At 33.1% G+C, this 7,764-nt stretch carries 8 protein-coding genes; 4 read left to right on the top strand and 4 right to left on the bottom strand.

The window, feature by feature from the left end; all coding sequences use genetic code 11:
• Positions 1-228 precede the first annotated feature (228 nt).
• The gene (locus QL232_RS26645; protein WP_168883922.1) at positions 229-459 is read left to right on the top strand and encodes a VF530 family protein; all 231 of its coding nucleotides are present in this window, start codon (positions 229-231) and stop codon (positions 457-459) included.
• Between the two features lie 51 nt (positions 460-510).
• Here QL232_RS26645 and QL232_RS26640 read toward each other — a convergent pair whose 3' ends face one another.
• Genes QL232_RS26640 through QL232_RS26630 form a run of 3 tightly spaced genes read right to left on the bottom strand, consistent with a single transcriptional unit; the run spans position 511 to position 2,474 of the window.
• Positions 511-1,350 carry a phosphatidate cytidylyltransferase gene (locus QL232_RS26640; RefSeq protein ID WP_168883923.1) on the bottom strand — a complete coding sequence of 280 codons (840 nt, stop codon included), beginning with the start codon at positions 1,348-1,350 and terminating at the stop codon, positions 511-513.
• Complete coding sequence (locus QL232_RS26635) at positions 1,334-1,543, bottom strand: DUF2007 domain-containing protein (RefSeq protein WP_168883924.1); 210 nt, start codon at positions 1,541-1,543, stop codon at positions 1,334-1,336. The genes QL232_RS26640 and QL232_RS26635 overlap by 17 nt, the downstream gene beginning before the upstream one ends.
• A gap of 10 nt (positions 1,544-1,553) precedes the next feature.
• Positions 1,554-2,474, bottom strand: a complete 921-nt coding sequence (locus QL232_RS26630) for a CPBP family intramembrane glutamic endopeptidase (RefSeq protein ID WP_281616437.1) — start codon at positions 2,472-2,474, stop codon at positions 1,554-1,556.
• 190 nt (positions 2,475-2,664) lie between these two features.
• On the opposite strand from QL232_RS26630, the gene dusB reads away from it, so the two are divergent.
• Together dusB and QL232_RS26620 are read left to right on the top strand one after the other, a co-directional pair.
• A complete protein-coding gene (gene dusB, locus QL232_RS26625) occupies positions 2,665-3,657 on the top strand; it encodes a tRNA dihydrouridine synthase DusB (protein WP_168883925.1) in 993 nt (330 codons plus the stop codon).
• A gap of 194 nt (positions 3,658-3,851) precedes the next feature.
• The gene (locus tag QL232_RS26620) at positions 3,852-4,319 is read left to right on the top strand and encodes a YHS domain-containing (seleno)protein (protein WP_281616436.1); all 468 of its coding nucleotides are present in this window, start codon (positions 3,852-3,854) and stop codon (positions 4,317-4,319) included.
• Positions 4,320-4,375: 56 nt separating this feature from the next.
• Here QL232_RS26620 and QL232_RS26615 read toward each other — a convergent pair whose 3' ends face one another.
• On the bottom strand, positions 4,376-5,449 hold the full coding sequence (locus QL232_RS26615) for a Glu/Leu/Phe/Val dehydrogenase (protein WP_281616435.1): 1,074 nt from the start codon (positions 5,447-5,449) through the stop codon (positions 4,376-4,378).
• Between the two features lie 542 nt (positions 5,450-5,991).
• On the opposite strand from QL232_RS26615, the gene QL232_RS26610 reads away from it, so the two are divergent.
• Complete coding sequence (locus tag QL232_RS26610) at positions 5,992-7,707, top strand: ABC transporter ATP-binding protein (protein ID WP_168883990.1); 1,716 nt, start codon at positions 5,992-5,994, stop codon at positions 7,705-7,707.
• The last annotated feature ends 57 nt before the right edge of the window (positions 7,708-7,764 follow it).

The raw sequence follows: 7,764 nt of genomic DNA, 5'->3' as shown, positions 1-7,764 counted from the left end.
TTTTCAAGACCACCGCATTCGACCACTCTGCCAACTCTCTGTGTGCTATCTTTCTGTGTTAGCGGGTGCAAATATGTGGGAAGTTTCCATTACTTCCAAATGTATAATTGATAAATTTCAATAAAAATGAATCATATTTTATATTCTTTTGATTATCAATTTAATAAATTTCGATTTAAATAAGCTTAGATTTTACCCTACCTTTGTTTAAATATCAAATTATTGAAAATGGAAGAAAATAAACAAAACAAGGATCCTTTACATGGTGTAAAGCTTGCTGAGATTGTTGAGTTCCTTGTAGACTATTATGGTTGGGAAGAACTGGGAAATAAAGTAAGGATAAATTGTTTTAGAAATGATCCATCCGTAAAATCAAGCCTAAAGTTTCTGAGGAGGACGCCTTGGGCTAGAGCAGAAGTTGAAGCATTGTACCTAGATAAAGTAAAGTACAAGAGATAATATTATAAACAAGAAGAGCGTATCACTTTAATGATACGCTCTTCTTGTTTTTTAGAAGTTAGGAGGGAAGATCCTGAGGAATGCAGCTATAAAAGGTGCTGACAATAATAATCCATCAAAACGGTCTAAGAAGCCTCCATGTCCAGGCAAAGTGGTTCCTGAGTCTTTAATACTCATGCTTCGCTTGAATAGCGATTCTACTAAATCACCATAGGTACCTGTTACTACAATAATGATTGCGATAGTTACCCATCTCCATGCTTCTAAAGAATTAAAGAAATGTGAGAAGACTAAACTTACAGTGACAGCTAAAGCAGCTCCACCGATACTACCTTCCCATGTTTTCTTTGGAGATATTCTCTCAAACAGCTTTCTACGCCCGAATGTCTTGCCTGAGAAATAGGCACCTGAATCATTTGCCCATAAGATCAACATGGCACCAATTAAGATTTCATAATGGTACTGAGTATCAAAAAATACATAAGTATGTATTAGAGCAAAAGGAACAGAACAATACATTACTCCAAGGAAAGTATATGCTAGGTTTTTAAAAGGCTGTTTGTCCTCCTTATTGTATAATTTTATGAGATATGCAGAGGTAAATCCTACAAAGACCAAATACATCCATTTGGTGGATATTATATTTAGTTCCATAAAAAATGTAAGACAATAAATTAGGATACCTAAGCAAGTACCGTACGTTCTAAGTGGTAAGTGTTCTTCTAGTCTAAGCAGTTTATAAAACTCAAGGATTGTAGCAACACTAATGATCAAGAATAGACCAAAGTATGTCCAAACCCCAAAGTAAATAGCTCCAATCATTCCAACACCTCCAAGTGCACCTACGATGACTCTTTGTGTAAGTTCAGAGCGGTTATTCAAATTCAACATCTTGTTTAATAATTAAAGTGGCCTTTTCCATATTGGCCTTATCTACGTAGACTTCTCTATAACCAAAGTTATTATATGAGGAGTCTCTTTTATCTAAAATAACGGCGTTAATACCTCTTTCTTCTAATGTCGCTTTTACGATTTCAGCTTTGTATACTTGTTCCGTTGTATAAACCTTTTCCCAATTGACCATAATAAAGACTTTAAGATGTTTTTAGATTTTTCAGTTTACGATAGTAAAAAAGTATACCAAAAGCGATCAGAGTTGTAATTATTATTATATACCATTCTGGTGCTTCTGCTGAAAAAGGGTCTTTCATTTCAGGTAATAATTCATCCTTATTTACGTAAACGCTGATTACAGTGATAGCATTATTCGTTATATGTGCTAAAATAGAAGGGTATAAACTTCTACCTGACCACAAAAATAAATATCCTAACAATACTCCCAAGAACATTCTTACAAAGAATCCATAAAATTGCATATGTATAGCAGAAAAAAGTATGGCTGATAGCCAAATTCCCACATGAACATTATTGAACATTCCTTCTAAGTACCTTTGAATATAACCTCTAAAGAGTATTTCTTCTCCGATACCCGCTAAAAGAGCAATAACAATAAACCCAAAAAGGAATTCCCATATACTCTGGAAGTCAACTAAGAAAGCGGTAACTTCTGCTAAATGCATTTCCGATGCCTTAAACGAAGCTTCCAAAGCTTGGAAGGCAGGGGGAAACTCAATATGTTGGTTCCATACTAAAATAGCTGATCCTAAAGGTAGGAATGCAGCCATTACAAGCATTGCTAGTAAATATTGTTGTGTATTTGTAGATGGTCTTCTTAAGTTTTTGGTGAAAGTAAGATCGTATTTCCATCCAAATACTACAGGTCCTAATATAAATGTAAAGATAGCAGAAATTGCTTGGGATAATAATACCTCGAAGCGACTTTCATAGTTACCTAAACTTGAAAAAACCTCTGAAATTTCATAATGATGTAATGGTAATAATAAGGCAACAATTACGAACTGTCCTACAAATGTAAAACACACTACGGATAGTATTACCAGAAGAAACTTTTTAAAGTATTCAAATGGAGTGGATTGAAATGTATGGTCTGTCATCTACTTTTTATAACTTTGCATTCCAACTGAAAATAGGTTTTTCCTAATAGATGTTATATAAATGTCTAATTATTAGGATTTTAAGAACCTATATCGTTTTTATGTAGTTCTCTAATATGTAGCAAAGATACTTTTTTCTTTAAGAGTAGAAACTACATTGTTTGCTAAACCTTTAAAATGCTTTAATATCGTGGTAAAAATTGGCGACTTAGAAATAAAAGATTTTCCCTTGTTACTGGCTCCTATGGAAGATGTAAGTGATCCTCCATTTCGTGCTGTATGTAAAGAAAATGGTGCTGATTTAATGTACACAGAATTTATTTCTGCTGAAGGATTAATTCGTGATGCTGCCAAAAGCCGTCAGAAATTAGATATCTATGACTATGAACGTCCAATTGGTATTCAGATTTTTGGTGAAAAAATTGACTCAATGAGAGAAGCAGCTGCAATTGCAGAAGAAGCTAATCCAGAGATTATTGATATTAATTATGGCTGTCCTGTGAAAAAAGTAGCAGGAAAAGGTGCAGGTGCTGGTATTTTATTGGATATCGATAAAATGCAAAGCATGACTGAAGAAATCGTTAAGCAGGTACAAAAACCTGTAACAGTTAAAACTAGATTAGGCTGGGACGATAAAACAATTCGTATTGTTGAAGTCGCTAAAAGATTACAGGATGTTGGTGTTCAGGCTTTGACTATTCACGGTCGTACGCGTCAACAAATGTATAAAGGAGTGGCAGATTGGACCAAAATCGCAGAAGTGAAAAACCATCCAGATATCCATATTCCTATTTTTGGTAATGGAGATATTGATTCTCCTCAAAAAGCCTTAGAATACAAAAATAAATATGAGGTTGATGGTATCATGATTGGTAGAGCTTCTATTGGTTATCCTTGGGTATTCCGTGAGATTAAACATTTTATGGAAACAGGAGAAATCTTAGATGCCCCAACTTTACAGGAAAGAATTGATACGTTACGTCGTCATCTAGATTTTTCTGTAGAATGGAAAGGTGACAGAACAGGTATTTTTGAAATGAGACGTCATTATACAGCTTATTTCAAGGGAATTACTCACTTTAAGCCTTTTAGAACAAGACTTGTAGAAGCAATGACACATGAGGAGGTATTAAACATCCTTACTGATGTTCAAGAATACTATGATAAACAAGCTGTTTTGTAAAATCAGACTTTGTATATAAATCAATATTTAGCCAACAGTTAGTGATAATTGTTGGCTTTATTTTCTTTATACTTATCTAAGTTATTCACATGACTTGTGAATAGATAGTGTTATTGTGAATAACTTTTTATAAAGAAATACAGTATACTTTATAAAAATCAAAAGTTATTCACAATAACACCCAAGAATTAACAATGAAAAAGTATATAATATTTCTGCTTAGTCTATTTTCAATATTATTAGTAAGCCAAGTATCATATTCACAAATAAAGAGTGATTTAAACTTAGAGAAAGGTGATGTTGCCGTTGGAGGCTATGATCCAGTAAGCTATTTTGAAAATAAAGTTGAGAAAGGTGATCGACATATTACTACCGTTTATCAAGGAGCCCATTATTATTTTGTTTCACAAAAGCATTTAGAAGCTTTTAAAGCAAGTCCTCAGAAATATTCTCCTGCATATGGGGGGTGGTGTGCATATGCTATGGGAGCAAAAGGTGATAAGGTAGATGTAAATTATGAAACTTATAAAATTCAGAATGGGAGACTTTTCCTTTTTTATAATAAGTTCTTTTCAAATACTCTAGAAGATTGGGAAGAAGAAGGAGCTGAAAGGTTAGAAAAGCAAGCTGACAAGAACTGGAAAAAATATTTAGCACAATAAAAAAAGGACTCAATAAGAGTCCTTTTCGTTTATATAGTTTTACCTGAATTGGTACGTTAGTAAGTGCTTTTTATAGCGGCAACCTCATTAATTCGTTGCTGAGCGATGTCAATTGCAACTTCTTGAGCATTCTTGCCTGTAGCTTCAGATTGTTCAAAAACTTTTAATGTCTGATCATAGACAAACTCACATTTGTTCCAAGACCATTCTTTAGAAGTTTTGATCACTTCAGCATATACGTTGATTACACCACCAGAGTTGATTAAAAAGTCAGGAGCATATAAAATCCCTTTAGATTTTGCTAAATCACCATGAACTTTTTCATCAGCTAGTTGGTTGTTGGCACATCCAGCGATGATAGAACACTTCAATTTCTCAAGTGTTTCATCGTTTACAGTTGCACCTAATGCACAAGGAGAATAGATATCCACATCTAAATCATAGATTTCATCTAACCCTACTCCTTTAATGCCATATTTATTAACAACATCTTTTACTCTATCTTCATAGAAGTCAGAAACATAAATTTCACAACCTTCTTTCTTTAGATGTTGAATGATATATTCACCTACGTGGCCAGCACCTTGGATCGATACTTTTTTACCAGCAAGGCTATCTGTGCCGAATTGTTTTTTAGCAGCGGCTTTCATCCCCATATAAGTAGTATATGCAGTGAATGGTGATGGATCACCTAGACCACCTCTTGTTTCAGGCATACCGCTTACATAAGATGTTTCAGCAGCAATATGTTCCATATCACCTGCATTCATTCCAACATCTTCAGCAGTGATGTACTTTCCATTTAAGTTTTTCAAGAAACGACCATAAGCTCTCAACATCGCTTCTGATTTATGTTTTCTTGCGTCACCGATAATTACGGCTTTACCTCCACCAAGATTTAATCCAGCGATAGAGTTTTTAAAAGTCATACCTCTTGACAAGCGGAGAGCGTCGTTTGTAGCTTGAGCTTCATTTTCGTACATCCACATTCTTGTACCACCTAAAGCAGGCCCTAATACAGTATTATGGATAGCAATGATAGCTTTTAATCCAGTAGATTTTTCATGGCAATAAACCACTTGTTCGTGTCCCATTCCTGAGACTTGCTCGAAAACTGAGATATCTTCCATTTATTTATTGTTGTCTTGTCTTTTGATTAATGCTGATCAATTTATCTATAAAAGTCGATGGCAATTTACATTTTCAAAACAGTAATGCAATAGGGACTTAATGAGTTTAAATTTTAAGTAATTACAAAATATTATATCAATCTGAGTGATTTTTAAATTATTTATAAGATGTTATGATTATTAATTAATGATTTTGTAAAATATTGTTTTGAAAAATGAAAAATTGATTTTTTTTTGAAAAAATGATTTTAATTACGATTTCTAAGGTGTTAGGGGGAATAATCAAATATAATTGTGTGGAGTATTAATACGATTTAATAGTGAGTATTCTAAAAAATTCAAACAATAGATGCATTTTTGTATTTCTAGGAGATACATTGTATTTATTCGAAAGCGATTGTTTCTCTTTTTAACCAACGAAAGAGATTTTATTATCCGAGTGAATCAATTAATTTGTGATGTCACTTTCATCAGTAACTCATTAATCAGTGGATAAAGAAAATAACAAAGGACAAATATTTGACAAAGAAGTACTCTCAAGGATGATGATCTTTGTCAAACCACATCTTAAGTATTTTATATTATTAGTAGTTCTAACGGTTTCGTTAGGTGTGTTAGCTCCTTCAAGACCTTACCTAATTCAGTACACAATAGATAATTACATTGTAGAGAATGATATGCCCGGCTTAAATCAGATGATCGTTATTCTGATTGCTGTGCAATTACTACAAGCGTTAGTACAGTTTTGTCATACTTATTTGTCAGGTTGGTTAGGGCAACATATTGTAAAAGATATGCGAGTGATGTTATATGAGCATATTCTTAAACTGAAACTAAAGTTTTATGACAATACCCCAATTGGTAGATTGGTAACAAGGGCTGTTTCTGATATTGAAACATTATCCGAAGTATTTACCAATGGAGTGGCAGCAATGTTAGGTGATATTCTTCAGCTAATCTTCATTTTCCTAGTAATGTTGTATACGGATTGGAGATTAACCCTTATTAGTTTATCAGTTTTACCAATTCTTTTATTCTCTACTTACGTTTTCAAAGAAAAAATTAAAGTAGCTTTTAATGATGTTAGAAATGCAGTTTCTAACCTAAATACATTTGTTCAAGAACATATTACAGGGATGAATGTAGTACAATTATTTTCTGCTGAAAAAAGAGAACAGGAAGAGTTCAAGAAAATCAATAAGGAACATAGAGATGCGAACATCAGCACAGTTTTATACTATTCAATCTATTACCCGGTAGCGGAAGTAATTGCTGCTTCAGGAACAGGTTTATTAGTATGGTGGGGTGCACATAGTGTTTTAGATGGATATGCTACATTGGGTACATTAATCGCTTTTATTATGTACATCAACTTATTCTTCAGACCTATCCGAATGATTGCCGATAGATTTAATACATTACAAATGGGTATTGTCTCTTCTGATAGAATATTAAAACTATTAGACGATAAGGATTTTATTAGTAATGAAGGTACTTATGAGACAGATCATATCGATGGTTTTGTAGAATTTAAGGATGTGTGGTTTGCTTATAAAGAGGAAGACTACGTATTGAAAGATATTTCATTTAAAGTAAATCATGGGGAGACTGTTGCTTTAGTAGGAGCTACAGGAGCTGGAAAGTCTTCGATTATTAATTTAATCTCTAGATTTTACGAAATAAATAAAGGAACGATCTGTATTAACAATAGAAATGTTAAAGATTATGATTTATATAATCTTAGAAAACATATTGGTGTAGTTTTACAGGATGTATTCCTTTTCTCATCATCGATTAGGGAAAATATTACACTCGGAGACACTAAAATTACAGATGATCAGATTTTAGAGGCAGCGGAATTGGTAGGAGCGAGATCTTTTATTGAGAAACTTCCTGGAAAATTAGATTATAAAGTAATGGAAAGAGGTTCAACGCTTTCGGTAGGACAAAGACAATTATTATCTTTTGTAAGAACTATGGTGTATGACCCTAAAATTATCATTTTGGATGAGGCAACATCTTCTGTAGATTCAGAAACAGAACAGCTAATTCAAAATGCAATTAATTCTATGATGAAAGGAAGAACGAGTATTGCTATCGCACACCGTTTAGCGACAATAAGAAATGCTGATAACATTATCGTTCTAGATAAAGGAGAAATTAAAGAGTCAGGTACACATGATGAGTTATTAAAGAAAAAAGGCTTCTATTCTAAACTTTATCAAATGCAGTATAAAGAAGTTGAAGGAGTCAATTGAATTTAGTAATTAATTGAGTACCTTTGCAATAACGTAACAAACAATAAATTTACAACC

Origin of the sequence: Flammeovirga sp. SubArs3 (assembly GCF_947387565.1) — a bacterium.
In the GTDB taxonomy this organism is placed as follows: domain Bacteria; phylum Bacteroidota; class Bacteroidia; order Cytophagales; family Flammeovirgaceae; genus Flammeovirga; species Flammeovirga agarivorans.
This window is presented reverse-complemented; position numbering and strand designations above follow the sequence as displayed.

Excerpts from the sequence above, each read along its gene's own strand:
- QL232_RS26610 (WP_168883990.1), top strand. The coding sequence starts at position 5,992 with ATGATGATCTTTGTCAAACCACATCTTAAGTATTTTATATTATTAGTA.
- QL232_RS26620 (WP_281616436.1), top strand. The coding sequence starts at position 3,852 with ATGAAAAAGTATATAATATTTCTGCTTAGTCTATTTTCAATATTATTA.
- QL232_RS26645 (WP_168883922.1), top strand. The coding sequence starts at position 229 with ATGGAAGAAAATAAACAAAACAAGGATCCTTTACATGGTGTAAAGCTT.
- QL232_RS26635 (WP_168883924.1), bottom strand. The coding sequence starts at position 1,543 with ATGGTCAATTGGGAAAAGGTTTATACAACGGAACAAGTATACAAAGCT.
- QL232_RS26640 (WP_168883923.1), bottom strand. The coding sequence starts at position 1,350 with ATGTTGAATTTGAATAACCGCTCTGAACTTACACAAAGAGTCATCGTA.
- QL232_RS26615 (WP_281616435.1), bottom strand. The coding sequence starts at position 5,449 with ATGGAAGATATCTCAGTTTTCGAGCAAGTCTCAGGAATGGGACACGAA.
- QL232_RS26630 (WP_281616437.1), bottom strand. The coding sequence starts at position 2,474 with ATGACAGACCATACATTTCAATCCACTCCATTTGAATACTTTAAAAAG.